The organism is Chryseobacterium sp., from assembly GCF_022869225.1.
Lineage (GTDB): Bacteria > Bacteroidota > Bacteroidia > Flavobacteriales > Weeksellaceae > Chryseobacterium.
Genome location: NZ_JALIHL010000001.1, coordinates 4596547 through 4621690 on the forward strand (window position 1 = coordinate 4596547; position 25144 = coordinate 4621690).

At 37.5% G+C, this 25144-nt stretch carries 27 protein-coding genes; 18 read left to right on the forward strand and 9 right to left on the reverse strand.

Annotated features, from left to right (window positions below):
• Nucleotides 1-92 precede the first annotated feature (92 nt).
• Together purF and MUW56_RS21435 are read left to right on the forward strand one after the other, a co-directional pair.
• The gene (purF, locus tag MUW56_RS21430) at nucleotides 93-1592 is read left to right on the forward strand and encodes an amidophosphoribosyltransferase (protein WP_292015109.1); all 1500 of its coding nucleotides are present in this window, start codon (nucleotides 93-95) and stop codon (nucleotides 1590-1592) included.
• A gap of 203 nt (nucleotides 1593-1795) precedes the next feature.
• A complete protein-coding gene (locus MUW56_RS21435) occupies nucleotides 1796-2743 on the forward strand; it encodes a glycerophosphodiester phosphodiesterase family protein (protein ID WP_292015110.1) in 948 nt (315 codons plus the stop codon).
• 101 nt (nucleotides 2744-2844) lie between these two features.
• Here MUW56_RS21435 and MUW56_RS21440 read toward each other — a convergent pair whose 3' ends face one another.
• The 4 genes from MUW56_RS21440 to aroB form a co-directional block, all read right to left on the reverse strand.
• Nucleotides 2845-3549 (reverse strand): porin family protein, encoded by a 705-nt coding sequence (locus MUW56_RS21440; RefSeq protein WP_292015111.1) that lies wholly within the window; start codon nucleotides 3547-3549, stop codon nucleotides 2845-2847.
• Between the two features lie 803 nt (nucleotides 3550-4352).
• Nucleotides 4353-4943, reverse strand: coding sequence for a porin family protein (locus MUW56_RS21445; protein ID WP_292015112.1), 591 nt, complete (start codon nucleotides 4941-4943; stop codon nucleotides 4353-4355).
• A 281-nt stretch (nucleotides 4944-5224) separates the two neighbouring features.
• A complete protein-coding gene (locus MUW56_RS21450) occupies nucleotides 5225-5866 on the reverse strand; it encodes a porin family protein (protein WP_292015113.1) in 642 nt (213 codons plus the stop codon).
• Nucleotides 5867-6143: 277 nt separating this feature from the next.
• Nucleotides 6144-7190 carry a 3-dehydroquinate synthase gene (gene aroB, locus MUW56_RS21455; protein ID WP_292015114.1) on the reverse strand — a complete coding sequence of 349 codons (1047 nt, stop codon included), beginning with the start codon at nucleotides 7188-7190 and terminating at the stop codon, nucleotides 6144-6146.
• Between the two features lie 368 nt (nucleotides 7191-7558).
• Between aroB and MUW56_RS21460 the strand changes: the two genes are divergently transcribed.
• Nucleotides 7559-8479: a pseudouridine synthase gene (locus MUW56_RS21460; RefSeq protein ID WP_367118572.1), complete on the forward strand. Its 921-nt coding sequence runs from the start codon at nucleotides 7559-7561 to the stop codon at nucleotides 8477-8479.
• Between the two features lie 318 nt (nucleotides 8480-8797).
• On the opposite strand, the gene pncA is transcribed toward MUW56_RS21460, so the two are convergent.
• The gene (pncA, locus tag MUW56_RS21465) at nucleotides 8798-9403 is read right to left on the reverse strand and encodes a bifunctional nicotinamidase/pyrazinamidase (protein ID WP_292015116.1); all 606 of its coding nucleotides are present in this window, start codon (nucleotides 9401-9403) and stop codon (nucleotides 8798-8800) included.
• A 110-nt stretch (nucleotides 9404-9513) separates the two neighbouring features.
• Here pncA and MUW56_RS21470 point away from each other — a divergent pair, with 110 nt between their 5' ends.
• Genes MUW56_RS21470 through MUW56_RS21485 form a run of 4 tightly spaced genes read left to right on the forward strand, consistent with a single transcriptional unit; the run spans nucleotide 9514 to nucleotide 11475 of the window.
• Complete coding sequence (locus MUW56_RS21470) at nucleotides 9514-10050, forward strand: YfiT family bacillithiol transferase (protein WP_292015117.1); 537 nt, start codon at nucleotides 9514-9516, stop codon at nucleotides 10048-10050.
• Nucleotides 10044-10505 carry a DUF1569 domain-containing protein gene (locus MUW56_RS21475; protein ID WP_292015118.1) on the forward strand — a complete coding sequence of 154 codons (462 nt, stop codon included), beginning with the start codon at nucleotides 10044-10046 and terminating at the stop codon, nucleotides 10503-10505. Before MUW56_RS21470 ends, MUW56_RS21475 begins: the two co-directional genes overlap by 7 nt.
• The gene (ytxJ, locus tag MUW56_RS21480) at nucleotides 10502-10879 is read left to right on the forward strand and encodes a bacillithiol system redox-active protein YtxJ (RefSeq protein ID WP_292015119.1); all 378 of its coding nucleotides are present in this window, start codon (nucleotides 10502-10504) and stop codon (nucleotides 10877-10879) included. The genes MUW56_RS21475 and ytxJ overlap by 4 nt, the downstream gene beginning before the upstream one ends.
• The gene (locus tag MUW56_RS21485) at nucleotides 10879-11475 is read left to right on the forward strand and encodes a Crp/Fnr family transcriptional regulator (RefSeq protein WP_129057585.1); all 597 of its coding nucleotides are present in this window, start codon (nucleotides 10879-10881) and stop codon (nucleotides 11473-11475) included. The genes ytxJ and MUW56_RS21485 overlap by 1 nt, the downstream gene beginning before the upstream one ends.
• Before the next feature lie 11 nt (nucleotides 11476-11486).
• On the opposite strand, the gene MUW56_RS21490 is transcribed toward MUW56_RS21485, so the two are convergent.
• The gene (locus MUW56_RS21490; protein ID WP_292015120.1) at nucleotides 11487-12899 is read right to left on the reverse strand and encodes a PLP-dependent aminotransferase family protein; all 1413 of its coding nucleotides are present in this window, start codon (nucleotides 12897-12899) and stop codon (nucleotides 11487-11489) included.
• A gap of 95 nt (nucleotides 12900-12994) precedes the next feature.
• Here MUW56_RS21490 and MUW56_RS21495 point away from each other — a divergent pair, with 95 nt between their 5' ends.
• The 5 genes from MUW56_RS21495 to MUW56_RS21515 all read left to right on the forward strand — a co-directional run bounded on the left by MUW56_RS21495 (nucleotide 12995) and on the right by MUW56_RS21515 (nucleotide 16710).
• Entirely contained in the window at nucleotides 12995-13879 is an 885-nt protein-coding gene (locus MUW56_RS21495) for a DMT family transporter (RefSeq protein ID WP_292015121.1), read from the forward strand.
• Nucleotides 13880-14268: 389 nt separating this feature from the next.
• Nucleotides 14269-14865, forward strand: a complete 597-nt coding sequence (locus tag MUW56_RS21500) for a Crp/Fnr family transcriptional regulator (RefSeq protein ID WP_292015122.1) — start codon at nucleotides 14269-14271, stop codon at nucleotides 14863-14865.
• Between the two features lie 41 nt (nucleotides 14866-14906).
• Nucleotides 14907-15518, forward strand: a complete 612-nt coding sequence (locus MUW56_RS21505; protein WP_292015123.1) for a Crp/Fnr family transcriptional regulator — start codon at nucleotides 14907-14909, stop codon at nucleotides 15516-15518.
• Between the two features lie 142 nt (nucleotides 15519-15660).
• Entirely contained in the window at nucleotides 15661-16047 is a 387-nt protein-coding gene (locus MUW56_RS21510; protein ID WP_292015124.1) for a hypothetical protein, read from the forward strand.
• A 162-nt stretch (nucleotides 16048-16209) separates the two neighbouring features.
• Nucleotides 16210-16710 carry a CinA family protein gene (locus tag MUW56_RS21515; RefSeq protein WP_292015125.1) on the forward strand — a complete coding sequence of 167 codons (501 nt, stop codon included), beginning with the start codon at nucleotides 16210-16212 and terminating at the stop codon, nucleotides 16708-16710.
• Between the two features lie 46 nt (nucleotides 16711-16756).
• On the opposite strand, the gene MUW56_RS21520 is transcribed toward MUW56_RS21515, so the two are convergent.
• The gene (locus tag MUW56_RS21520) at nucleotides 16757-17560 is read right to left on the reverse strand and encodes an AraC family transcriptional regulator (RefSeq protein WP_292015126.1); all 804 of its coding nucleotides are present in this window, start codon (nucleotides 17558-17560) and stop codon (nucleotides 16757-16759) included.
• 108 nt (nucleotides 17561-17668) lie between these two features.
• Here MUW56_RS21520 and MUW56_RS21525 point away from each other — a divergent pair, with 108 nt between their 5' ends.
• Nucleotides 17669-18802: an Atu1372/SO_1960 family protein gene (locus MUW56_RS21525; RefSeq protein ID WP_292015127.1), complete on the forward strand. Its 1134-nt coding sequence runs from the start codon at nucleotides 17669-17671 to the stop codon at nucleotides 18800-18802.
• A 194-nt stretch (nucleotides 18803-18996) separates the two neighbouring features.
• Here MUW56_RS21525 and MUW56_RS21530 read toward each other — a convergent pair whose 3' ends face one another.
• On the reverse strand, nucleotides 18997-20427 hold the full coding sequence (locus tag MUW56_RS21530) for a PLP-dependent aminotransferase family protein (RefSeq protein WP_292015128.1): 1431 nt from the start codon (nucleotides 20425-20427) through the stop codon (nucleotides 18997-18999).
• Between the two features lie 101 nt (nucleotides 20428-20528).
• Here MUW56_RS21530 and MUW56_RS21535 point away from each other — a divergent pair, with 101 nt between their 5' ends.
• The 3 genes from MUW56_RS21535 (at nucleotide 20529) to MUW56_RS21545 (ending at nucleotide 22192) form a co-directional block, all read left to right on the forward strand.
• A complete protein-coding gene (locus MUW56_RS21535) occupies nucleotides 20529-20984 on the forward strand; it encodes a cupin domain-containing protein (protein WP_292015129.1) in 456 nt (151 codons plus the stop codon).
• A gap of 81 nt (nucleotides 20985-21065) precedes the next feature.
• Entirely contained in the window at nucleotides 21066-21962 is an 897-nt protein-coding gene (locus MUW56_RS21540; RefSeq protein ID WP_292015130.1) for a dihydrodipicolinate synthase family protein, read from the forward strand.
• Complete coding sequence (locus MUW56_RS21545) at nucleotides 21959-22192, forward strand: thioredoxin family protein (protein WP_292015131.1); 234 nt, start codon at nucleotides 21959-21961, stop codon at nucleotides 22190-22192. The genes MUW56_RS21540 and MUW56_RS21545 overlap by 4 nt, the downstream gene beginning before the upstream one ends.
• 236 nt (nucleotides 22193-22428) lie before the next feature.
• On the opposite strand, the gene MUW56_RS21550 is transcribed toward MUW56_RS21545, so the two are convergent.
• The gene (locus tag MUW56_RS21550) at nucleotides 22429-22935 is read right to left on the reverse strand and encodes a pyridoxamine 5'-phosphate oxidase family protein (RefSeq protein ID WP_292015132.1); all 507 of its coding nucleotides are present in this window, start codon (nucleotides 22933-22935) and stop codon (nucleotides 22429-22431) included.
• Nucleotides 22936-23306: 371 nt separating this feature from the next.
• On the opposite strand from MUW56_RS21550, the gene MUW56_RS21555 reads away from it, so the two are divergent.
• Nucleotides 23307-24104 carry a helix-turn-helix domain-containing protein gene (locus MUW56_RS21555; protein ID WP_292015133.1) on the forward strand — a complete coding sequence of 266 codons (798 nt, stop codon included), beginning with the start codon at nucleotides 23307-23309 and terminating at the stop codon, nucleotides 24102-24104.
• A 64-nt stretch (nucleotides 24105-24168) separates the two neighbouring features.
• Nucleotides 24169-25122, forward strand: a complete 954-nt coding sequence (locus tag MUW56_RS21560) for a nitrilase family protein (RefSeq protein WP_292015134.1) — start codon at nucleotides 24169-24171, stop codon at nucleotides 25120-25122.
• Nucleotides 25123-25144: the final 22 nt, after the last annotated feature.

The window sequence follows — 25144 nt, forward strand, 5'->3', positions numbered from 1 at the left end:
TTTGTTAGGTAAAACAAAATCAAAACCGAAGTTAGTTTTAGTCTGAAAATCTGAAATCTGACTTCTAAGATCTACAATTAGAAAAAATAGAAATGAAAAGTTTAGACATTCATAAAAGTGAATATTTAAAACAGTTTAAAGACCAGACGTACGGAAGAAATCTTTTCAGAACGCAAGAGGAAGAAAGGCTGGATGCTCCCCATGAGGAGTGTGGGATTTTCGGATTGTATTCTGACAATGATCTGGATACGTTTTCTCTTTCACAGTTCGGACTTTTTGCATTACAGCACAGAGGCCAGGAGGCATGTGGTATTTCCGTTTTAAAAAATGGAAAGATCACCAATATGAAAGATGAAGGACTGGTTTTGGACGTTTATAAAGACATTCAGGAACCTGAGGCTTTTATGGGAAATTCTGCAATCGGGCATACCCGCTATACCACTGCAGGAGATAAAAAGAAATATAATTTTCAGCCATTTTTCGCAAAAAACGAATATGATCAGATTATACTTTCTATAGCGCATAACGGTAACCTTACCAATGCTAAAGAATTAAAAACAGAGCTGGAAGCTGAAGGCGTAGTGTTCAGAGCGACTTCCGATTCTGAAGTGATCCTGAGACTGATCCAGAAAAACCTTGATTTAGGACTTCGCGGGGCTATTAAAGCGACCATGGAAAAAATCAAGGGAGCGTATTCTGTAGTAGGAATGACCAGAAATAAATTTTTTGCATTCAGGGACTTCAATGGGATCCGTCCATTGGTTTTAGGAGCAATTGATGAGAAATCATATGTGGTAGCTTCAGAATCTGTAGCATTAGATGCAGTGGGCGCTCAATATGTTCGTGACATTCTTCCGGGAGAGATTATCTATACCAATGAAAATGAACCTGGAAAACTTCATTCTTATATGGTGGATGAAAAGAAAGGGAAGCAGAGAATCTGTTCTTTTGAATATATTTATTTTGCTAGACCTGACTCTACTTTGGAAAATATTAATGTTTACGAGATCAGGGAAAAATCCGGGGAGAAGATTTGGGAGCAGGCGCCTGTAGATGCTGATGTGGTGATTGGAGTTCCGGATTCCGGAGTTCCCGCTGCTATCGGATTCTCAAAAGCTTCAGGAATCCCTTTCCGCCCGGTACTGATCAAAAACAGATATATCGGAAGAAGCTTTATTGTTCCTACCCAGGAAATGAGAGAAAGGGTAGTGAATCTGAAGCTTAACCCCATTATTTCTGAGATCAAAGATAAAAGAGTAGTTATTATTGATGACTCTATTGTCCGTGGAACAACATCCAAGAGGCTGGTTAAAATTTTAAAAGATGCAGGAGTGAAGGAGATCCATTTCAGAAGTGTTTCGCCGCCTATTATTGCTCCATGCTATTTAGGAATTGATACCCCTTCAAAAGATGATTTGATTTCTGCCAATATGAGTACGGAAGAACTTAAAAACTACTTAGGAGTAGATTCTCTGGAGTTTTTAAGTACGGAAAACCTTAAAGAGATTTTAGGATCTTCCAACCACTGCTTCGGTTGTTTTACCGAAGAATATCCGGTAGGAAAAGGAGAGGAGGTAGAATTATTCAGTTAAACATATTCTCAAATAAAAACAAAGAGTCGGGTATCATATTACCTGACTCTTTTACATTGTAAACGGATCTATATCATTACGAAGATATGCTTTTTTTATCATCTCAGCCTATAAGTAAGGAGATAATTTAGCAGAAGCTTAATATTCCGGTAGTACACAATACACAGGTAAGTTTTAATTTTATAAAATTAAAATTTCAGGATATGAAAAACGCATTCTTTACCGGTATTTTTCTTGTATTTGCTCAGCTGTACTCCGGACAGGCTTTTGATAAACAGGCCCACCGGGGAGGAAAATCTTTATACCCGGAAAATACGATCCCGGCAATGAAGAATGCTTTACAAATGAACGTTACCACGCTGGAAATGGATCTGGCTATCACAAAGGATAAAAAAGTAATTCTTTCTCACGATGCTTTTCTCTCTCCTGAACTGACCACAAAACCTGACGGTACTTCTATTCCAAAAGATTCAGGTTTTTATTATAAAATTTATGATATGCCTTATGCAAAGATTCAAACATTTGATGTGGGCTTAAAAAGACTGAACAATTATCCTGATCAGAAGAAGGTAAGGGCCCGGAAACCTCTTTTCTCAGAGGTAATAGATGCGTGTGAGACTTATTCACGGGAGCTGAAGAGACCTTTGCCTTTTTATAATATAGAAACCAAAACCCGGCCTTTCTCAGACAATATCTTTCACCCTGAACCGAAAGAGTTTGTTGCCCTGATGATGAAGGTCATTGTAGAAAAAGGAATCCAGGACCGGGTTATTATCCAGTCTTTTGATCCAAGAACCCTGGAGATTATTCATCAGGAATATCCTAAAATAATGACGGCTTTGCTGGTAGAAAAAGTGGATGATAAAAAACTGGCGCAGCAGCGCTTTTATTTCAAAAATATACCTGTAGAGAAATTCAGGCTATATCCCCATCATCTGGATGGAGTAGCAGCGGATATGAAATTTCTGAGCTTTACTCCTACCATTTACAGTCCTGATCATAGCCTCGTTACCCCCGAACTGATAGAGCAATGCCACGCATTGGGTATGAAAGTTATACCATGGACCGTTAATACTAAAGAAAGGCTGCAGGAATTAAAAGGGATGGGAATAGATGGAGTGATCAGTGATGATCCCCGGATTTTTGAATAAATTTTTACTTTTTTACGCAATAAAAATGGCCGGAATAAATTCTTCCGGCCATTTTACAATGCATACATGCATTTGGAGTTAAAAAATTGGTTATTGATTAATTAAAACTTATAGTTCAGACCTAACTGAAATACTCTGTTGTTGCTGTCAGCTGCAGGGGTATTTTTATCGATCTTTGTCAAGCTGTTTACATATCTTGCATTGATACCGATGTTCGGGGTGATATCATACCCTAAACCAAGTCCCAGACCAAAGTTGAATTTGTTGATATTATCTTTTTCAAGGTCTTCAGAGTGAGATTGAGTCGTTGTCGTTGTAACACCGCCTGTAGTACTTGCAACAGTAGCTTCCCCTTTGGTTTTACCATTCAGGAAATAACTGAATTCCGGGCCTGCTTCAATATAGAAACCATCAAAAGGCTTCATCTGAACCATTACAGGAACTGAAATATAATTCATAGTCAGTTTATCCTGTCCTTTGGTTTTTACGGTAGTGTTTCCGTTAGTCACCTCTGTTGAATAGGCTACATCTCTTGCTCCCATTTGGTTGTATAGTACCTCAGGTTGCAGGCTGAATTGTTTGGAAAGTGGAATGTTCACTAATACCCCAGCGTGAAAACCTAGTTTTTGGCTGTTCAAACCAAAGCTTTGCTGGCTTAGGTAGGCTGAGTTTCCACCCGCTTTGATACCGAATCTTACCGGCTGAGCATCTTTTTTAAGTGGCGACGTACTATTGACAGTTTGTGTTTCCTGAGCAAAAGCTAATGTTCCAGCTGTTAACGCCAGTCCTAAAAATAACTTCTTCATAATTCTTTTTTTTAATTTTACTATTTGCTTCTTTATTTTACAAATTGCTTGCCAAACTCAGAAAACCTTTATTTACAGGCATATATAGCGGGTTTTGAATATTTAAAAACAACTGTATTTTTCTATTTTTTGTAAAATATTTCAATTGATATTGAATTTTTATGATAAATTTTAAGTTAAATTTCTTTTAATTTGAAATATCCCTTACTAAGGAATAATGTACAGGAAGATAGTCAGATATTGAGGTTTTATCCAAGGCTATTTGAATTATATACTTATAATATAGGATTAATATGAAAAATAGGATAGTATAATCTGATATTATTAGGATGCTATTATGCTGATCGCTGTGCCAAAAAGTTGATTACACATTGGAATGAGAAGGAAACATAGCAGACATTTAATTCTATTGAAACAGATAAGGGATTGCCGGAGGCTAATCGTAAAAGTGAAAAGGTCAGACTTAAAATAAAGTCCGACCTTTTCTATTGAAATCAAAATGTATTACTAAATAACTATTTCCATCTTAATCTATTCTAAAATCCATATGGTATTTCATTATTTTAAAACCATTTCAATGTCATACAGATGATATGAATCTTTGAAATTATAAACTAATGCTGAAAATCTTACAGGAATATTGTTTTAAATATGGAAAACAGGAATTACAATTCAAGAATATGATTATGTGGTACAATTAGTATTGAGTTTACAAATTCCTTGCCAAAGTTGAGTACAAAAAAAGTCAGGTTAAAGAATAACCTGACTTTTTTATGATATAAAAATTTGTTACTACACTCGTATTAGAATTTATAAGCCAATCCTACTTGGAATACTCCGTTTTTCACAGAATCAGAACCGTTAGGTCTGTTTTTTGCGATATCAGATAATCCAGCAACATATCTTACATTTACCCCGATGTTTGGAGTGAAGTAATAACCGGCTCCAAGACCTAATCCAAAATCAAAACTCTTAGTTTCATCTTTAACATCTAGAGACGTTGAGTTGCCTTTTAATTTTGAACTCACTAAGAAACTGAACTGAGGTCCTGCTTCTAAATAGAGGTTAGGAAGTGCATTGTACTGGAACATTACAGGAACTGCGATATAATCTAAGTTGAATTTTACATCACTGTTAGATTTAGCTTTTGCTCCCATTCCGCTGTATAAAACTTCCGGTTGAACTGAGAAATCCTGAGCTACAGGGATATTTGCAAATACACCTCCATAGAATCCTGCTTTTGAATTCCAGTCACTATTGGATAGACTGGAAACATTAAGACCGGCTTTTAAACCAAATCTAATAGGAGAAGATGCAGAAGTATTAGTAGAAGTTTTTTGTGCAAAAGTAAAAGTACCTGCTACAAGAGCCAGGCCTAAAAGAATCTTTTTCATAAGTATTTATTTAATAGTTTTTAAGTTTTGTTTAACATTTTGTTTACTATCAAATTATATGCCAATTTTTTTTAAATTGTTGTTAAGTTTTTAATAATCAGTAATACATTGATCAATTCATTCAGATCTTTATATGGTCTGCTATTTTTATCAAATTTTTAAAAAGTAAAGTGATCATGTGTTTAACATATTTTAAGAAATCCAATAAAAAAAGACCAGATTAAAAAATTAATCTGATCTTTTCTATTGAATATAAAATTTGTTAGTGAATGTGAAGCTTATTATTTAAATTTATAAGCTAATCCTACCTGGAATACATTGTTTTTTACAGCGTCACCAGAGTTGTTTTTGTAAATATCTGTAAGACCTGCTGTATATCTTGCTGTAATTCCTAAGTTAGGAATGAAATAATAACCTGCTCCGATACCGATCCCAAAGTTGAATGTTTGAAAATCATCTTTATTAAGGGTTGCAATCTGAGTGCTGCTGTTACTGTTCGTTGAGTTTTTAAATTTATCCTTAGCACTTACCAGGAATCCGAATTCCGGACCTGCTTCAAGGAAAAACTCAGGAGTTGCGTTATACTGGAACATTACCGGTACTGCAACATATCCAAGATTTCTTGAATATTCATTTCTATACGTATTTCCCCCTGCTGTAAATTCTCTTGTTACTTTTGAACCCAGGTCATTATAAATAACTTCGGGTTGTACACTGAATGAACTTGCTAATGGAATATTAGCAAAAACACCTGCATTAAAACCGATTTTGGATTTAGAGTCACTTAAGTCTGCTCCGTTGGAAAGTGAAGAAACGTTCATTCCACCTTTTACCCCAAATGTTACCGGGTTAGTAGATGTTTGTTGTTGTGCGAACGCTAATGTACTTGCAGTTACTGCTAATCCTAAAATTAACTTTTTCATAACTTTAATTTTTTAATATTTTACTCTTTCTTAATTTTAAATTTTACTACTGTCCACTTTTTCAGTCGGACGCAGAGTATCTTTCAAATTGCTTGCCAAAAATATTTTTTAAGGTAAAATAAATAAAAAAACTGCTTAGGAAATAAGCAGTTTTGTTTTTATAGTATTGATTATAAATGATTTACGAAGTTAATTAAACGTTTGTTTATAGAGGTTCTAAATTGACAAATTTGTCAAAAATAATCTTACGACAAGGTTCAATCTCCTTACATAAGGATTACGCATCATTCAGTTTTCGGTAAAAAGATAGTGATTCAAGAATATTTTTTTGGCTGCACTGATGGTCATAGGTACATGAACCGATCCCGGACAGAAGAGAAAAGTTGATTTTACTGTCTGTATTTTTTTTATCATTCAGTAATAAAGCGGTAATATTTTCATCTTTAAAATCACTGATGTCTAAGTACGGGTAGTATCTCTGAATGTTTTCGATAATCGAGTTTGCGTCTTCCCGAGAAATAAGATTTTCAAGACAGGCAAGATGAGCTTCACAAATCATCCCCATTGCAACAACCTCTCCGTGAAGAATAGGATTTCCCTGCTGTAAGCATAAGCTTTCCACAGCATGACCTATGGTATGCCCGAAATTCAGGGTCTTTCTGATATCTCTCTCATGAAAATCCTTTTCTACCACTTCCTGTTTAATATTCATAGAAGCCTGAATATGCGGAATCACCGTTTCAACCTCCAATTTATGGATCTGAATCAGCTGATCCCAATGTGCTTTATCAGCAATCAGCCCGTGTTTAAGCATTTCAGCAAATCCGCTTCTCAATTCTTTAAAAGGTAGGGTGTCTAAAAATTTCGGATAAATAAAAATCTGCTCCGGGAATGCAAAAGTCCCCACCATATTCTTATAGTGCATCAGGTCAATCCCTGTTTTTCCTCCTATAGAGGCATCACACATGGATAAAAGGGTAGTAGGAATATTGATAAACCGTATTCCTCTTTTATAGGTAGACGCTACAAAGCCTCCCATGTCGGTAATCACTCCGCCGCCTAAATTGATGACCAGTGCTTTTCTGTCCGCCTGCATTTCTGTAAGAATTTCCCACAGCTGATTCGCCGTTTGGATATTCTTCATTTCTTCACCGGCTTCAATTTCTAAAATTTCAAATCCAAGATCAGTCTCCATATTCCCCAAAAGAACAGGAAGGCAATATTCGTGGGTATTTTCATCTACCAAAATAAAAATTTTACTGAAAGATTTTTCGTGCAGAAACTCGTTTAGCTGGGAGAAATTATCGTTTAATATTGTTATCATCTTCAAATTTATGTAAAGTTAAAAAGTAAACTATATTGCAAAGTTATGATTCTTAATTTTTAACTCGTAACTAAATTACTATCTTTGCAGAAATTTTTAGAATGAGCAGAGATAACAATAATTCAGACAGACCAAAGAGACCAAGAATTTCAACAAGAAAAAGTTCTGATGATTCTCGTGCTTCCAGATCTGGAAATTCCTCAGGATCAAAACCTTTTAAGAAACCTTTTTCCAAGGATGGAGAAAGAAAAGGTTCAGAACACAAAGGGTCCAATTCAAAATTTGATAAAAAACCTTTCAAGAAAAATACAGAAAGCTTTGAAAGCTCCAATGAAGACAATAGCTCAAAATCTGAGAGAAAACCTTACATTACCAATAAAAGTGAGAGCTATGAGAAAAAATCTTTTGGAAAATCTGCTTCAAAAAGAGGCGGGAAAAACTTTGATACAAGAGATAAATATGAAAGAGGCAGTCTGAAGTACGGCAGAAGACCCTCTAACGGTGATGAAAGAAATGAGGACAGAGCAAAATCTTTTGTACAGAAGAGAAGACTGAATAAGATTGAAAAGGACGTCTATAAAGACAGCATCCGTCTTAATAAGTATATTGCTAATTCCGGAATCTGCAGCAGGAGAGAAGCTGATGAGCTGATCACTCAGGGACTGGTAGAAGTTAACGGCAAAGTAGTGAATGAAATGGGATATCAGGTACAGAAAACGGACAGAGTGGTTTTTGACGGCCAGAATATTACTCCGGAAAAGCCTGTTTATGTACTTTTGAATAAACCCAAAGGTTATATTTCTACTACGAAAGATGACAAGGCCAGAAAAACAGTAATGGATCTTGTGGCAAATGCTTCTCCTTACAGACTTTTCCCGGTGGGAAGGCTGGACCGTTCAACGACAGGTGTTATTTTGCTGACAAATGACGGACACATGACTAAGAAACTGACGCATCCTTCTTTTGATGCCAGAAAAATTTATCATGTGACCCTGGACAAGAAGCTTACCGGTGAAGATTTACGTCTTATCGCAGAAGGAATCCGTCTTGATGAAGGAGTAGCGGTTGTAGATCAGATTTCATACATTGAAGGAAAGCCTAAAAATGAGATTGGAATTGAAATCCATATTGGATGGAACCGTGTTATCAGAAGAATTTTCCAAAGGTTAGGATATGAAGTGGAAGCTTTAGACAGAGTGATGTTTGCCGGACTGACGAAGAAGAACATTAAGAGAGGACACTGGAGGATTCTTACAGAACTGGAAGTGAATAACCTTAAAATGCTTTAATTTATTTAAAGTTAAGGTTTTAAGAATACAAAAGACGCTGATCGGTTTTTCAGCGTCTTTTATTTTTATACCGGAAACATTAAATCCGTAAAAAAGTAAAATTATTGTTCGGATGCTTATGGAATGGAAAAGGTAATATACTGAGATAACCTTAATTTTTAAAATAAAGAAGCACAGAATAATTCTGCGCTTCTTGTTTTTTGATAGCATTCATATTCTGTACTGTAAGAAGAATGGTGAATGTTTACATATTGTAATTGTTTAGAAGCTGTGTAAGTTTTCTAAATTGTAACCTTGCCAGAGCTTTTTATTCATCAGTTACCCGAGTACGGTAACACCTTTCTCGATCATTTCATAGATTGCATCCCTTCCGTTATCAGGCTTTACGTTGACGGCACGGGTTCCGTTGAAATGCAGGCAGGTCACATAGCCGTTGGCTACCGCATCCAGACAGGTGAATTTTACGCAATAATCCATTGCCAATCCTACAATTTCCAATAACTGGATATCGTGATACTTTAAAAAATCGTCCAATCCGGTTTTCATAAAATGGTTATTATCCTGGAATCCGCTATAGCTGTCAATTTCAAGATTTTTTCCTTTTTGTATAACGTGGGTTACTTTGTCTCTGTTTAAATCTTTATGGAATTCCGCTCCGGAGGTTCCCTGTATACAGTGATCAGGCCACATAAACTGCGGAACTCCGTTTAAAATGATGTTTTCTCCCACTTTTCTGCCATTACTGCTTGCAAAGCTCTTGTGTCCTACAGGGTGCCAGTCCTGGGTTAAAACAATCTGATCATATTCATTTTCTTCCATCAAAAGATTGATGTAGGGAATAATTTCATTCGCTCCAGGGACTGCAAGTGCTCCGCCTTCACAAAAATCATTCTGTACATCGACTATTATTAACGCTTTTTTCATATTTAGATTTCTCGAATTTTTGATAAATTTACAAAACTAATACACAAAAAATTGTCCAAAAATAAATTATCGGACAAATCGGCAATATTTAAAAATTAAAACCCTGAGCAATGAGTGACTTAGAGAACAAAAAATTTCCAATAGGACAGTTTGAAGCTCCTGAAAACATCTGTGACATTACATTGGATACCTATATTAAAGTCATTAAAGACTTTCCTGGCAGACTAAAAAATCTCATTGAAAATTTTACGGATGATCAGCTGGATACTCCTTACAGAGAAGGAGGATGGACGGTAAGGCAGCTTGTCAACCATCTTGCAGACAGCCATATGAACAGTTTTATTCGTTTTAAACTGGCTCTTACAGAGGATAATCCGATCATTAAACCTTACGACGAAGCCAAATGGGCAGAACTTCAGGACAGCTTTCATATGCCTGTAAAGCCAGCGATGAGAATGTTGAAAGGAACTCACCAAAGATGGACCACACTTCTTAAAAGTCTTACCAATAAGCAGTTTGAAAGGACATTCCATCATCCTGAGCACAACAAAGACTATGATCTTAGAAACAGTCTAGCTTTGTATGCCTGGCATTGTAATCATCATTTCGCCCATATTGAAAATTTGAAGAAAGAAAAAGGTTGGTAAGAAAAAGTCTTAATAATCCAATATATGATAAGGAAATTATAGAAAGGATTTCCAGATTGTCCGAAAATTCTCCCGGAAAATGGGGAAAAATGAATGTATGTCAGATGCTTAAGCATTGTGATCTGGTTCTTCAGGTAGCTTTGCAAAGAATTGAACTTCCCCGGATTAACACTCTTTTTAAGACAATAGGAATCATTACCAAAAAGGAAATGTATGTTTTCAATAATGGAATTCCCAGAAATATGCCTACTTTTCAAAAACTAATCGTTAATTTTGAGTGTGATTTTGATGAATCAAAAACCAATCTACTGAAAACACTGGAGGAATTTCGGGAGGCCTGCCAAAATAAAAGCCTGCCGAACGACCACAGATTATTCGGAAACATGACTGAAAAAGACTGGGAATTTTTAGAATATAAACATCTTGATCATCATTTAAAACAATTTAATGTATGAGTTTTTTTGATAAAATATTTGGTGGAAAAAGTGAAACCCCTGACCAAAAATCTTTCTGGAAAAAGATAGAGACTGAAGAAGACCTGGCGAAAGCCATTGAAAGTTCTTATCACCAAAGAATAGCTATATTCAAGCATTCAACAGGTTGCTTTATCAGCAGAACGGTATTGAAAAACTTTGAAAAAGAAGTTGAGCATTCAGGACCCTCCGTAGAATTGTACTATCTGGATCTGCTGGCGCACAGGGCTATCTCAAACAAAATTGCAGCTGATCTTGGAATAAGGCACGAAAGCCCGCAGTTAATTGTAATAGAAAACGGAAAGCCTATCAAGAGTTCTTCCCATGAGGATATTTCTTTAAGCCAGATTGTATAATGAAAAATATAAATAATTATTTAGCCAAAGTATTAAATGTTCCGCTTCAAAGTGTGAACACCTGCAGCCTGCATTATGAAGTAAAGAAGATTCCTAAAAACCAGTTTCTTCTGCAGTATGGCGAAATATGCAGACATATATTCTTTGTAGAAAAAGGGCTTATAAAGATGTATTCCATTGATAAAAATGGAAAAGAGCACATCATCCAGTTTGCCCCTGAAAGCTGGCTGATCTCAGACCGAAGCAGCCTTTACTTTAATGAAAAGTCCAATTATTATATAGAAGCGGTGGAAGATTCAGAAGTCCTGTTTCTGCACCCTGATTTTTTCAATAAACTGGTGGAGCAATTTCCAAACAGTATTGAGAGAAGTGATTTTTTGCTTCAGAAACATATCAGAAGTCTCCAAAACAGGATCAATTCCCTGCTGGGCGAAACTGCTGAAGAAAGATATATGAAATTCATTAAAATGTATCCGGATTTATTGTTAAGAGTTCCCCAATGGATGATTGCCTCTTATCTTGGCATCACTCCTGAAAGCTTAAGCCGGGTAAGAAAAGAACTGGCAAGAAAAAATTTCGTTCCGGATAATAAATAAAAGGATAAGTATTAAATCTTTTTTGCAAGATTTCCGACCTGTCTGAGCTTGGCCTGTGTTTCTTCCGACCATGGAAGCCCAATACAGAGTCTCATACAGTTTTGAAACTGCTCCTGAAAGGTAAACATCCTTCCGGGAGCAATACTTATGTTCTCTTTGATGGCCAGGTCATAAAGTTCAGTGGTACGGATTTTTTTATCAAACTCCACCCACAGAGACAATCCTCCCTGGGGACGGCTTGTTTTGGTTCCTTCAGGAAATGACTCTGCAATGGTCTGAACGTAATTCTGGTAATTGATCTGTAGAGTTTTGCGGAGCTGCTGAAGGTGTTTTTCATATCTTCCGGATTTCAGAAAATTCGCTACAGCCTCGTTTACAATCGAAATGGAAGAGGTGGAATGCAGAAGTTTGAGTTTTAAAATTTTATCTTTATATCTGCCGGGAGCAATCCAGCCTACACGGTATCCCGGAGCCAGCGTCTTTGAAATTGAGCTGCAGTATAATACATTTCCATCCTGGTCAAAAGATTTACAGCATTTTGGGCGGGCAGAGCCAAAATAAAGATCTCCATACACATCATCTTCGATCAATGGAATATTGTATTCTGACAAAATTCTTACAATCTCCTTTTTATTCTCATCCGGCATACAGCTTCCCAAAGGAGAATTGAAATTGGGAATTAAAAGACACAGATCAATTTTAGGGATCAGCTTCTTTAAGGCTTCAATTTCTATACCGGTGGTTGGATGAGTAGGAAGTTCCAGAACTTTCAGGCCTAATCCGTTGGCCAGCTGCAGAATTCCCGGATAGCAGGGGCTCTCAATGGCGATGGTGTCTCCGGGTTTTCCTAAGGCCATCAGGCAGAAAGACAAAGCATTCATCCCTCCGTTGGTCGTAATCAGATCTTTTTCATTGAGATTTCCACCCCATTGCAAAGAACGGAAAGCAATCATTCTTCTCAGCTTAAGGTTGCCCTGGAGTTCTTCATATTCTGTTCCGCCATCTTTCAGTTCTCTGGTTGCGTTTATAATTTCTTTTTTCAATTTCGCTTGCGGCAGAAGATCACCGGATGGAATTCCTATTGAAAAGAAGGTAAGGTCTTTCCTTCCCATATTTTCATATACTTTGCTGATCAGCTCATCAGGTTCATCATTATTGGCAATTAAAGAAGGCCGGCTCACCTCGGGCAGTGGAAGTTTTACAGACAGCAGCGGGCTTACAAAGTAACCGGACTGCGGTTTAGATTCAACCAGCGAAAGAGACTCAAGCTCCAGAAAAACACGTTTCGCTGTATTCATGCTGACCTGATGTTCATGACAAAGCATTCTTACCGATGGAAGCTTGTCTCCGGCTTTAAGAACTCCGTTCCTGATTTGGCTGGCAATACCGTCTGCTATTTCTGTATATAAAAATTCTTTACTCATTTTCTTAAACTGTACTCATGCAAATATACAAAACTGGTACTGTGTTTATTTAATTATCCTTTCTAATTTTGATGCATCAATTAAAACTTATAAAAATGATGACAGATACGATTTCAAAAGATCAGGCGGTAAGCGGCTGGATCAACGGTTTCATAGGAGTGTTGCTTTTCAGCGGTTCAATGCCTGCTACCAAACTGGCGGTAATGGAGATGGACCCAATATTTGTAACGATTGCCCGTGCTGTGATCGCAGGCCTATTGGCTCTTTCTGTTTTGCTGGTGTATAAAGAAAAACGCCCTGCAAAAGATCAGCTATTTTCTTTGGTTCTGGTGGCAATCGGATGTGTTATAGGGTTTCCGTTACTTTCTTCATTGGCACTACAATACCTTACTTCTGCCCATTCTATTGTATTTTTGGGAATGCTGCCTTTAGCCACAGCTATTTTTGGAGTGTTCCGCGGTGGAGAAAGGCCTCATCCTATATTTTGGTTTTTTTCGGTTATCGGAAGTGTTTTGGTGATAGGATATGCCTTTTCACAGGGGATTTCAGCATCCCCGATTGGAGATGTCCTGATGCTGCTGGCTATTGTTTTATGCGGATTGGGATATGCTGAAGGCGCTAAGCTTTCAAAGACTTTAGGCGGATGGCAGGTGATTTCCTGGGCACTGGTGTTATCACTGCCTGTAATGTTTCCTTTATTTTTTATCTATTTTCCGGCCAATCTGGAAACGGTAAGCTTTAAGGGATGGTTCGGATTAGGCTATATCTCCCTATTCAGTATGTTTATTGGCTTTATATTTTGGTATAAAGGACTGGCGCAGGGGGGAATTACTTCCGTTGGGCAGCTTCAGCTGCTGCAGCCTTTCTTCGGATTAGCCCTGGCGGCCTATCTGCTTCATGAGAAGGTAAGCGTAGGTATGCTGGGTGTTACCATTGGAGTTATTTTATGTGTCGTAGGGACAAAAAAGTTTGCCAGGTAGACCTGACCAAAGAAATATGGTCCCGGCAATAGAAAAACAGGCATTCATGCAGGTAAAGGGAGAAGAAATAGTAAAAATGTAAAAAATTTCCTGATATCAGTTTAAACCCCCATTTTCATAGTATGAAAATGGGGGTTTCTGTATCCAATTCATCATTAAATCAACTCAATACGTAAATTTGATTTTACAAAAAATAAGACATTTATATTGAGCTGAATTGTGTAATATTCTTAAAATGCATTGAAATTAACAAAAAAATTAACTTTATTTAACACGATAGCCAATCAATAGGGTTTAATATTTGCATTGATGTACCAATCAGTTACCAATGATATTTTTACTGAGATTAAGAGACAAGAGAAGAAAACAACACCAAAAAAACAATTATCATGGTTATTGACGAAAATATTTTACATTCGGCGGGAGCAGAAATAAGGGATTATAAGCCTTCAGAAAGCATTTTCCGTGAAGGAGATACGCCCAACTATTATTATCAGATTATCAGTGGAGAAGTAAAGCTCAACAACTACAATGAAGAGGGAAAAGAGTTTATACAGAATATTTTATCGAAAGGGCAGAGCTGTGGTGAATCTATTCTATTTATAAAGAAACCTTACCCAATGAATGCCGAGACCCTCACAGAGTGCAGTGTTTTAAGACTTCATAAGTCAGCTTTTTTTGCTTTGCTGAATGAATCTCCTCAGCTTTGTTTGGAAGTCAGCAGCTTTCTTTCACAACGTCTTTATTATAAATTCGTTATGATGCAGAATATTTCATCTCAAAATCCGAGTACAAGAATTAAAGGACTTATGGATTACCTTAAAAGCCTTCAGGATGATGAAAGCCCATACTCCTTTACAATTCCGCTCACAAGACAGCAAATGGCCAGTCTTACAGGACTCTGCGTGGAAACAGCAATAAGGACGATAAAGAATATGGAAAGAGAAAAAATCGTAAAAATTGAGAACCGTAAAATTTTATATTAACTTCAACTTTTAATTTTTATATTAGAATCTTAAATGAAATTATGAAAGGGATAAGCTGTATGAATATCGACGAAAATCTTCTGTACTCATTTGGTGGGGAAGATAAGATGTATCAACCGAAAGAAACTATTTTTAAAGAGGGAGATCATGCGCTTTACTATTTCCAGGTCGTCCATGGGAAGGTGAAGCTCAACAACTACAATGAAGAAGGAAAAGAATTTATTCATAATATTTTGAGAAAGAACCAAAGTTTTGGAGAAACTCTTCTTTTTCTTGAACATGCCTATCCTATGAATGCGGTATGTATTGAAACTTCTGGGGTCATTAGACTCCCTAAAATCAATTTTATAGAGATGTTAAAAGAACATCCTGATCTTTCTTTGGAAATGAATGCCTGCTTTTCCCAGGAGATCTATTATAAATTAAGGATGATGCAGAATATGGCTTCACAAAGTCCGATCCGCCGTTTAGAAGGTCTTCTGGATTATCTTAAAAGTTTCCATGAAGAGCGTTGTGGAGATTTTCAGGTGGCCTTTACAAGACAAGAGCTGGCCAATCTCACGGGTCTGCGGGTAGAAACAGTGATCCGGGCTTTAAAAAAGATGGAAAAAGCAGGGAGTGTAAAGTTGGAAAACCGGAAAATTATCTATTAATATCGCCAATATGATCCAGATCATATGTAAGTGATTTATTTTGAAGTATCTTTAATGTATTAATTCATATAAACTCTGAGAGCGCTTTGGAGTTTTGGTCACCGCTTGTAAAAAGCTACTCATAACTAATACCCCATTAAATATGATATTTGAGAATGATACGTTACGGTATTCCGGACTGAATGATAAAAGCAATGCCATAGAAAATGAAACTTTATTTCCGGGTATTATCAATTCTTACGGAGTTACCGCCTTTCTGATCAAGTCGTTAGAAAAGATTAAAAATAATGCCACATGTGATATCTTAAAAAAGACCATAGATATCAATATTGAAGAATACCTGCTTCATATCCGTGAGTTCCATTCTAAAAATATTCTGGATACCCATGATTGTGATACTGAAGTGAGAATTGAGCACCCCTCTTTTGCTTTATATGCCAAAACAGCGTATTATAAAGTTCTGAAGGAAGAAGAATATATTAACAGACTTATGGATATTCTTCAGAATGATCATCCGATTAGTTTATAACAGATCATAGCATACATGCTTCAGTCTGTACCGGATATTTTAATAAATCATAAGGTCTAGATCCTTCACACCACGATCATTAGTAGACTGATTAAAATACCTGACGTGCTTGCTGTTGTTTTGGTCTTTATAAAGCTACTATTCATTTTTTAAAATAATATTATGGAGTTTCAAAAAAATGTCCTGGAATACATCAGCCAATCTCTGATGACTACCAATGAGACCATTGCTATTGCCGAGAGCGTCACTTCAGGCTGCTTGCAGCTTGCATTTTCACAGATGCCCAATGCCTCTTTATTTTACAAAGGAGGAATGACAGTCTATACCTTGCCGGAAAAAGTAAAACTGTTGAAGGTCAGCAGGGATGATGCTGAGGAAAATAACTGTGTTTCCGCAGGCATTGCAGAGACGATGGCCCTGAATGTTGCCGAATTGTTTGGTTCGGACTGGTCTATCTCTACTACGGGCTATTGCGTTCCCTGCGGAGATTCTGATTATAAAGTTTTCGCCTATTTTTCATTTTCTTACAAAGGAGAAATTATTCTTAACAAAAAATTAGAACTCCATCCTAAGACCCAGGCGCTAAATGCTCAGCTGTATTATACCGAATTCATTTTAGGCTGTTTTAAAAGTGAGCTTAACGGGCTTTTAATTTTAAAGTAGCATTGCATAAACGCTCTTAGTATTTGAACTGCGGGATCCTGCATTCCTATGATGAAGTTCTTTGATTTTTATTCAATTTAGGTTTCATTTTCATTACCGCAAAATAGGATGCGGTGAAAGCTGATAAGCTTTGATAACCCACTTTATAAGCCACCTCACTTAAAGTATACTGTTGGGTATCAATCAGCTCAATACTTTTTAAAATTCTGGTCAGTTGGAGGTATTTCTGTAAAGTAATTCCTGTTTCATTTTTAAAGATCCTCTGCAGGCTTCGTACGGACATTTGTGCTTTTTCAGCCAATAAATCAATATCCAGGTTATATTTAAAATTCGAATTGATCTCATAACAAACAGGAATCAGTCTTATATCTGTAGGAACATGGATTTCCAGGCCCGTGCTTTCTCTGCAGAAGTTGGGAAGACTTTTTAAAATGGCTTTGAAAAAGATGTCTTGTTCTTCATTTTCAGTCAATGATTTATTCCATTTTGAAGCATAAAGCAGCATTTCTCTGAGAACAGGAGGAACAGCAAATACCTGAACATTCCGGTAGAAATCTTCCTCAAAAACAGATTTAAACAAAAAGACCATAAGATTCACAACTTTTGATTCTGAAGTTATTTTGTGAGCCTTTCCTGAAGGGATCCAGATAACATGATACTGTGGCACCAGATAAATCTTACGGTCGATGTGAAAATACTGATAGCCTTCTTCCACAAATGTAAGCTGGGCACGGTTATGCACATGCTCATGATCATCATGCTTCCAGTCTTTCTCACACCACACATAAGCTTCTTTTTCAATGGTGTCTACAAACTGTCGTTCAGCTTTTTCAATCAGGCCACATTTCATATTGTCGTTCTGTATATATTTTTTGGCAAATTTAATAAAAACGCCAATGTTAATTTTGTAAAATCAATATAATTATTATTGATCCTATTAATTTATACCTTACTCAGCATGAAAAAACTATGTTCTTTTCTTATTTTAATCTTATTAAATACCACGCATATGACGGCACAAAATAAAGCTAAAATATTAGTTCTCATCCATTCGGATAATGGGGGAACATACGAATTGGCTAAAGAAATTGCCAGAGGCATTGAAAGTGATAACAATGCTGTTTCTTATATCAAGCAGGTCAAATCATCACAAAATCCGGGTTTAAAAGATATTCCGGTAGCCACTGCAGAAGAGCTTACTGCTTATGATGGGATTGCTTTTGGTTCGCCTGTATATTTCGGGAATATCAGTACGGGAATGAGTGCGTTTCTATCAAAAACCGTTCAGCTGTGGACCCGGCACGGATTGGAAGGAGTTCCGGCTACTGTCTTCATGTCGGCTGGCAGCGGAGCAGGGAAGGAGTTGGCACTTCAGGCTTTCTGGAACAGTCTTGCAGTACACGGAATGATTCTGGTGTCTAACGGGATTCGGGGAAATGAAGATCTTGATAAGACCATTCCACAAGGAAATACAGTATTGGGAATAACCAGTATGGCCTCTTTAAACGATGTGGAAAGGCCAACAAAAGGAGAGCGAAAACTGGCAGAACTCCAGGGGAAAAACTTTGCAAAAGTAGCTCTGGCATTGAAAGGTACGTGTCCACCCAAAAATACAGCGATCGTGGAAAATCATCAGAATTTCAATGAAATATTAAAGCAAAAGAATATTACTCTTCCCCAGGTCCCTAAACCCGCAGGAAACTATCAGCCATTTGTACGTTCAGGAAATCTGGTATTTATCAATCAGGTGGCCTTACAAGACGGGAAAATCCTGAATCCCGGAAAACTGGGAGTGGACGTTAATGAACAGCAGGTAAAGGATGCCACAAAGATCACCATGCTCAATGTTCTGTCTGTTTTGAGGGAAGCTGCCGGAGGTGATTTAGGCAGAGTAAAACAGTGTGTACAGCTTACCGGAATTTTCAATACTAAAGATGATTACACCAAGCATGCTGATCTGATGAATATTGCTTCGGATCTGACTGTTGAAGTCTTTGGAGAGAAAGGAAAGCATGCGAGAGCAACATGGGGAGCCGCCTCTGTTCCTGTCAATTCTTCTGTTGAAATTCAGGCTGTTTTTGAAGTAGAATAAAAGTAAAACACAGAGTCGCAATGAATTTCCGCATCCTGTTTTAAAGGCAAGAAATCAAAAGATCTTCAGCAAGTTTTTCCTGCAGATCTATCATTTCAGCAGGATCAATTTTATCGGAGATAAAATCCTTGCGCCTTGGCGTTTATCAACCGCTTCAATAGTATATCAGAATAAAATCATGAAAGGATTATTTATTATCCTGGTCTGGAAAGGATCTCAGCAATAACCTGTATACTGTGTTCCAACTGTTCTTCCGGGAGTGCCCCATAGCTCAATCTAAAACCATTAACGTTATTTCTGCCGTATTGCTCCGGATGAATGATTTTAATATTTTTTTCCAATAATAAAGCTGTTACCACATCCCAGTCAGCCTTTATCTTGGGGACGACCCAAAATGCCAATCCGCCTTCAGGCAATGTAAACTCAGCGACCTCTTTCATGTATTGGTTTAAAAGGTTGAAGACAAAATCTCTTTTGTTTTTATAATGGATTGTAGCCTTCTTAATATGCTTTTTTACTGCTCCCTCCTTGATGAGCTGGAGAACAGCCTGCTCCATAATTACATCTCCATGTACATCAATGATCTTTCTGAGGTTTCCTGTCTTTTTCAATAAATCATGGTTCTTTGTAGCCAGATATCCAATTCTCAATGCGGGAGCCACTACTTTACTCAGGGTTCCGATATAGACATAATGGCGAAGCTCCGGGAAACTTGAAACTGGCAGGAGCGGGCGGTAGCCAAAATGAAATTCATTATCATAGTCATCCTCAATAATAGTAATGTTGTACTGATTGGAAAGTTCTATAAGTTTTAATCTTCTGGATAAGCTTAAAGTAACTGTTGTAGGATACTGCCTGTGAGGGGTGATATAAATTGCTTTTATATTTTGATGCTGTGTTAAAAGCTTTTCAACAGTTTCAATACAGATACCCTCTTCATCTACAGGCACAGGCAAAAGCTGGGCTCCGGCATATTCAAAAGCCTGCCATGCCGGCTGGTAGCCTGGGTCTTCTACCAGAACCGCATCTCCGGAGGTTAAAAGACTTTGGGCGGTAAGAAACATTCCCATCTGACTTCCTCTGGTGATTGAAATTTCATTTTCCTGAATCTGCATTCCGCGCTGATGATTCAGCATCTGAGCAATCATTTTCCTGAATTCTATGTCTCCGTACTCATCTCCGTAACCCATCATCTGCCATTTGGCCTTTATACTGAAGATTTGCCTGTATGCTCTGGCCAGCTCTGTGACCGGAGCAATCTTGCTGTCCGGATGACCGTCATCAAAATGAATGAAAACCCCACCGGACATCACTGGCTGATTCTGATAATTACTGGTCTGATCGGCTCTTTTATGCTGCAAAACAGGAAGCTGATCAGATATAAAAATTCCTTTCCTTTCTTTAGAAATAACCCATTCCTCATTGATCAGGACCTGATAGGCTTCTACGACTGTATTCCGATTAATTTTTAAGCTTGTGGCAAGATTCCGGCTTCCGGGAAGAGCATCTCCTGCTTTCAATCTGCCTGAACGGATATCTGCAATAATGGTGTCTGCTATCTGCAGATAAACTGCTTTGTCAAGCTTTTTATCAATTTCAAATTCTAATTTCCAAGGTCGAAGCATCTGGACTATCTGTTTATGTAAAAACTGAATCATTTAAACAGTCCAAATATAAAATAATTTTGTCAGGCAATAAAGCACAGAACCATTAATTTTTTTTAATCATGGACAAAAAACAATTCAGTTCAAAAGATTTTCACGAGACCTTTGCAAGGCCAAAGTATGTAAAACCAGGTCATTTGATTCATAAAAATGTAGAACATGCAGGGGAGCATAACCAGTTTTCAACAGAAAGAAAACATCCTGTTTTCTTTGTAGACCTTCCGAGTAAAAATGTAAGCATGACTATTGGCGGATTATTACCTGCACAGCAAACAAACAGACACCGCCATACTTATGAAACGGTATTGTTTGTCATGGAAGGCAAAGGCTGGACAGAGGTAGAAGATGAAAAAGTATATTGGGAAGCGGGAGATGCTGTTTATATCCCATCCTGGGCCTGGCATAAACATCAAAATCTAAGCGATACAGAAGCTGCCAAATACATTGCCTGTGAAAATGCTCCTCAATTACAGAATCTTGGAGTGGCGTTGAGAGAGGAAGAGGGCAGGGATCTTTAATTGTTTTTAAACCATTAAGGACTTAGTTAAAGCAAAGCTTGCTATTTTCCAATCCTCCATTTTAATTTAAATAAAATAAACATGAAAAATGTTCCATTTAAAGGGATCATAGCTTATCCTATTACCCCTTTTGATCAAAATGAAAAAGTAGACATTCCTCTTTTCAAACACCTTGTAGAAAGGTTGGTTACCTCAGGAAACCATGGAATAGCGCCATTGGGAAGCACCGGAGTTATGCCTTATCTTTCTGATGACGAAAAAGAAGCAATCACTGAAGCTACCTTACATCAGGTGAAGGGGAGAATTCCTACTCTTGTAGGGGTTTCAAATCTTACGACAGAAAAAACGATCCATCATGCCAGGTTTGCTGAAAAAGCGGGAGCTGATGCAGTGATGATTATTCCTATGAGCTATTGGAAACTTACCGATAACGAGATTGTTTCTCATTATGATGCCGTAGCCCGTAAAATTTCCATACCGATTATGGCCTATAACAATCCGGCAACCAGTGGAGTAGATATGTCTCCGGATCTTCTGAAAAGATTACTGGAAATTCCCAATGTTACGATGATCAAAGAAAGCTCCGGGGATATTCAGAGAATGTATTATCTGAGAAGAGAATTAGGAGAGGATGTCGCGTTTTACAATGGATCAAATCCTTTGGCGCTGGCAGCTTTTTCTGCCGGTGCCCGTGGATGGTGTACGGCGGCTCCCAATCTTATTCCTGAACTTAATATCGGGCTGTATCATGCTGTGCAGGAAGGAAACCTTGAAAAAGCAAAAGATATTTTTTATCGGCAGTTTGACCTGTTACAGTTTATCGTCAATAAAGGATTGCCAAGAGCGGTCAAGGCCGGGCTTAATATCCTGGGTGAGGAGGGCGGAAATTTGAGAAGCCCTTTACAGCCTCTTCATGAAAAAGAATCAGAAGAATTAAAAAATATTATGACCACAATTGTTAATCAATACATCATATGAAAAAGTCAGTTTTTTATCATGCAGGATGCCCTGTCTGTATCAGTGCAGAACATGATATCATTAACCTTATAGGTTTAGACAAGATAGAAATCATCCATTTAGGAAATGATAAAAGTAAAATTGCAGAAGCAGAACAGGCGGGAGTAAAGTCCGTACCTGCTTTGGTAACACCATCCGGAAATGTTCTCCATATTAATTTTGGAGCATCCATGGATGATGTCAGAAAATAGTGAGAAACACGGTCATATTAATTAATCTTGTAAAAGGCAGCTTTGAGCATCTCAGGCTGTCTTTTTTGACTTTGTTTCTTTTAATGGAGTATTACAGAATAACTTATCTAAAAAAATATTTCCCACAGATTTCTCTAATTATGCGGATATTGGGATCGGTAAAATCAGTGACACCTGTGGGAATATTTTAACTGCTCATCTTTCTTATCTTTCAGATGCTGAACAATTACATATCATTATATGACTGCATTTCCTTCGACACCGTCAGAATTATCTGTTTTATTTCCTGTAATCGCAGCAGCAACAAAACTAAACAGGCTTACCAGTTTTCCTGCTTTCGTATCCCAGTAATACGTTTCTTTAGGTTCTACGCGGATAATCGTAACATTAGGGTCATCTTTTCCGTCAAACCAGGCTTTTGCCAGGGGTGACCATTTTTCCTCGATGGTCTCTTTATCTTTATATACAGAGGCCTGCCCAAATACGGAAAGATATTGGGAATCACTGTTATTCATGAAAAATAGCTGTACCCTGCGGTCTTCTTTTATTTCAAAATTCTTATTGCTGGTTCCGCTGCTGATAAACCAGAGGTTTCCGCTGTCATCAGTTTCCTGTAACGTCATGGGTCTCGAATTGACAGGAAGGGTTTCCAAATCTGTGCAGAACATACATATTTTTGCACTTTCCGACAGTTCCTTGATTTTTTTGATTGCTTCGAGATGGGTTAAATTCTGTGTTGACATAATATATTATTTTAGTGATAGGTTGTTTTAAAGGTAAATTCTATAACAGTAAGATATTAGACGCTAATAAAATCTTACGGACTAAAACATTCAAATACCTGACCAAAAGGGAATAAAATGTGGTACTATGGTTTGAAATTTTATAAAAAAGATAGAAGGTTGTACTGTTTCAATGCAAAGAGGCAGGCTTTTTTATACTTAAGTATTGTTGTATAATCTGTAGAATCAGCAACGAAAATTACTATAAATTGTGTATTGGCCCTGATTGAAAACCTGTGATTTTCTGGTGCCTTACAAGCAGCCTTGCGTTTTTCAGCCCAGGTTTCGTATTATTTTTCTTCCGTCCAATAAGTTTTATGTACATTTGATGTATGCAGCTGACGCCACCTAAACATCTGGCCCCTTTCATCAGACATTATATCTTTTTGGAAAATTCTGAAAAAGATCTCAGGAATATGAGGCTGTTTACCGATGGCAGTACCGGGCTGATCCTGTCCGGAGACATGGCTCTGTATACTCATATTTCAGGGGAAAAGATGCCTCTTTCTTTTTTTTATGGAGCTTTAAGCTCTTACAAGGATTTCTACTCTGAAGGAAAATTTTCTTTACTAGCAGTGGTATTTCAGCCCTATTTTTTAAATATTCTTCTGAAAGCTTCCGCAAAAGAAGTGAAAAATCAAATTATTTCCGTGGAAGATGTATTACAAAATAAATTAGAGCCCTTCCAGGAAAGCCTTTTTCATCAAGCGGATCCTGGGTCTGTCATCAACCGGTTAAATATTTTTTTTACAGCGTTTTTAAAAAAAGAAACAGGTTCCGGCTATGATACCATAAAAGCTGTTCAGCATTACATTCTTCAGCATAAAGGTTCAGTATCATCCAAAGCACTGGAAAAATTTACAGGATATTCTGAACGACATCTGGAAAGGAAATTTGAAAATTATATAGGGGTTTCTCCTAAAAAATACAGCAATATTATCCGGCTTCATTACTTTTTAAATATGCTCAATAGGGGAACAGGCCATGAAAATATGACGGCACTTTCTTATCGTGCAGGCTATGCTGACCAGTCTCATCTCATCAGAGAATTTAAAAATAATACAGGACTTACCCCAAAGCAGTATTTGAAAACCGAAAACAAACTGGCTGTCAATTTTATTGAGCTTTAGCCCAATGTCGGTTTTATACAATTTTTCAAAGACCTTGTGATTTAGTTTTGCTGAAAAAAAATCAATGAATATTAAAATTTCAACGGCACAATTTGAAAATAAAAGCGGCGATAAGGAGTATAATCTTTCCATTATAGAAAAATTAGCCGGTGAAGCGGCTTCCAGAGGTTCTCAGGTGATTGCTTTCCACGAATGTTCCATTACAGGATATACTTTTGCCCGGAAACTCTCCCGGGAACAGCTTCTTGATGTTGCCGAACTTATTCCTGAAGGGGAAAGCATTCAAAGGCTGCAACAGATCGCTGACCAGTATGCTATTATCATATTGGCAGGTCTTTTTGAAAAGGATGAAAACAATAATCTTTTCAAAGCCTATGTATGTGTCGATAAAACAGGGCTGAAAGCGAAATACAGAAAACTGCACCCATTCATCAATCCTCATCTTACCCCAGGAAATGCGTTTTGTGTATTTGATATTCTGGGATGGAAATGCGGAATTCTGATCTGTTATGATAACAATATTATTGAAAATGTGAGAGCGACGAGACTTCTGGGTGCAGAGATTATTTTCATGCCCCATGTTACCATGTGTACTCCTTCCACAAGACCGGGAGCCGGTTTTGTGGATCCTCAGCTTTGGGAAAACAGAGAGGCAGATCCTACGTCTTTACGGTTAGAATTTGAAGGGATGAAAGGCAGAGACTGGCTCATGAAATGGCTTCCGGCCAGAGCCTATGACAACGGCGCTTATATTGTTTTTTCCAATCCTATCGGGATGGATGATGATCAGCTGAAAAATGGATGTTCTATGATTATTGATCCTTTCGGAGATATCATTGCCGAATGCCGTTCATTTGATGACAGCTTTGAAACAGCTCTCATTATCCCCGAGAAGCTTACAGAAGCAGGAGGATACAGGTACATTAAAGCCAGAAGACCTGAATTATACAAGGATATAATAGGGCGGGAGCATTCATCGGAACAAATAGTAGTATGGCTGAATGATAAGACTGTTTAAAAAGGTTAATCCCTCTACGGAC

Coding starts and splice junctions, on each gene's coding strand:
- purF (WP_292015109.1), top strand. CDS start 93: ATGAAAAGTTTAGACATTCATAAAAGTGAATATTTAAAACAGTTTAAA.
- MUW56_RS21435 (WP_292015110.1), top strand. CDS start 1,796: ATGAAAAACGCATTCTTTACCGGTATTTTTCTTGTATTTGCTCAGCTG.
- MUW56_RS21440 (WP_292015111.1), bottom strand. CDS start 3,549: ATGAAGAAGTTATTTTTAGGACTGGCGTTAACAGCTGGAACATTAGCT.
- MUW56_RS21445 (WP_292015112.1), bottom strand. CDS start 4,943: ATGAAAAAGATTCTTTTAGGCCTGGCTCTTGTAGCAGGTACTTTTACT.
- MUW56_RS21450 (WP_292015113.1), bottom strand. CDS start 5,866: ATGAAAAAGTTAATTTTAGGATTAGCAGTAACTGCAAGTACATTAGCG.
- aroB (WP_292015114.1), bottom strand. CDS start 7,190: ATGATAACAATATTAAACGATAATTTCTCCCAGCTAAACGAGTTTCTG.
- pncA (WP_292015116.1), bottom strand. CDS start 9,403: ATGAAAAAAGCGTTAATAATAGTCGATGTACAGAATGATTTTTGTGAA.
- MUW56_RS21470 (WP_292015117.1), top strand. CDS start 9,514: ATGAGTGACTTAGAGAACAAAAAATTTCCAATAGGACAGTTTGAAGCT.
- ytxJ (WP_292015119.1), top strand. CDS start 10,502: ATGAGTTTTTTTGATAAAATATTTGGTGGAAAAAGTGAAACCCCTGAC.
- MUW56_RS21485 (WP_129057585.1), top strand. CDS start 10,879: ATGAAAAATATAAATAATTATTTAGCCAAAGTATTAAATGTTCCGCTT.
- MUW56_RS21490 (WP_292015120.1), bottom strand. CDS start 12,899: ATGAGTAAAGAATTTTTATATACAGAAATAGCAGACGGTATTGCCAGC.
- MUW56_RS21495 (WP_292015121.1), top strand. CDS start 12,995: ATGATGACAGATACGATTTCAAAAGATCAGGCGGTAAGCGGCTGGATC.
- MUW56_RS21500 (WP_292015122.1), top strand. CDS start 14,269: ATGGTTATTGACGAAAATATTTTACATTCGGCGGGAGCAGAAATAAGG.
- MUW56_RS21505 (WP_292015123.1), top strand. CDS start 14,907: ATGAAAGGGATAAGCTGTATGAATATCGACGAAAATCTTCTGTACTCA.
- MUW56_RS21510 (WP_292015124.1), top strand. CDS start 15,661: ATGATATTTGAGAATGATACGTTACGGTATTCCGGACTGAATGATAAA.
- MUW56_RS21515 (WP_292015125.1), top strand. CDS start 16,210: ATGGAGTTTCAAAAAAATGTCCTGGAATACATCAGCCAATCTCTGATG.
- MUW56_RS21520 (WP_292015126.1), bottom strand. CDS start 17,560: ATGAAATGTGGCCTGATTGAAAAAGCTGAACGACAGTTTGTAGACACC.
- MUW56_RS21525 (WP_292015127.1), top strand. CDS start 17,669: ATGAAAAAACTATGTTCTTTTCTTATTTTAATCTTATTAAATACCACG.
- MUW56_RS21530 (WP_292015128.1), bottom strand. CDS start 20,427: ATGCTTCGACCTTGGAAATTAGAATTTGAAATTGATAAAAAGCTTGAC.
- MUW56_RS21535 (WP_292015129.1), top strand. CDS start 20,529: ATGGACAAAAAACAATTCAGTTCAAAAGATTTTCACGAGACCTTTGCA.
- MUW56_RS21540 (WP_292015130.1), top strand. CDS start 21,066: ATGAAAAATGTTCCATTTAAAGGGATCATAGCTTATCCTATTACCCCT.
- MUW56_RS21545 (WP_292015131.1), top strand. CDS start 21,959: ATGAAAAAGTCAGTTTTTTATCATGCAGGATGCCCTGTCTGTATCAGT.
- MUW56_RS21550 (WP_292015132.1), bottom strand. CDS start 22,935: ATGTCAACACAGAATTTAACCCATCTCGAAGCAATCAAAAAAATCAAG.
- MUW56_RS21555 (WP_292015133.1), top strand. CDS start 23,307: ATGCAGCTGACGCCACCTAAACATCTGGCCCCTTTCATCAGACATTAT.
- MUW56_RS21560 (WP_292015134.1), top strand. CDS start 24,169: ATGAATATTAAAATTTCAACGGCACAATTTGAAAATAAAAGCGGCGAT.